At 32.6% G+C, this 291-nt stretch carries 1 protein-coding gene; it reads right to left on the minus strand.

The features are described from left to right. Nucleotides 1–195: group II intron maturase-specific domain-containing protein (locus tag NE665_RS24315; RefSeq protein ID WP_347285943.1), on the minus strand; the 195-nt coding region annotated here is incomplete at its 3' end. Nucleotides 196–291: the final 96 nt, after the last annotated feature.

A 291-nucleotide genomic window follows, 5' to 3' on the forward strand; every position in this document is an offset into this window, starting at 1 on the left:
AATGCTCCCTATCTTAAAATAGTTTATCCATCCTCTTACTATTTGGTTTACTTTTGTAAATGTTATAGCTAATGGTCTTGAAACTGCTTGTTTTCTTTTAAGATACTTTTGTATCTTGGTATACAAGCGTTTCTTTCTATCTTTTGTAGGTGCACATTTCCATTCTTGGCTATTCTTATAAAATGTAAATCCCAAGAATTGTCCTTTTGTTGGTCGGACCACTTTTGTCTTTGTTGCACTAACTTTCAAGAATAACTTTCTTTCTAGCCATGATGTCACTGACTTCATTAC

Source organism: Clostridium sp. DFI.1.208 (genome assembly GCF_024463855.1).
GTDB lineage: Bacteria > Bacillota_I > Bacilli_A > Erysipelotrichales > Erysipelotrichaceae > Clostridium_AQ.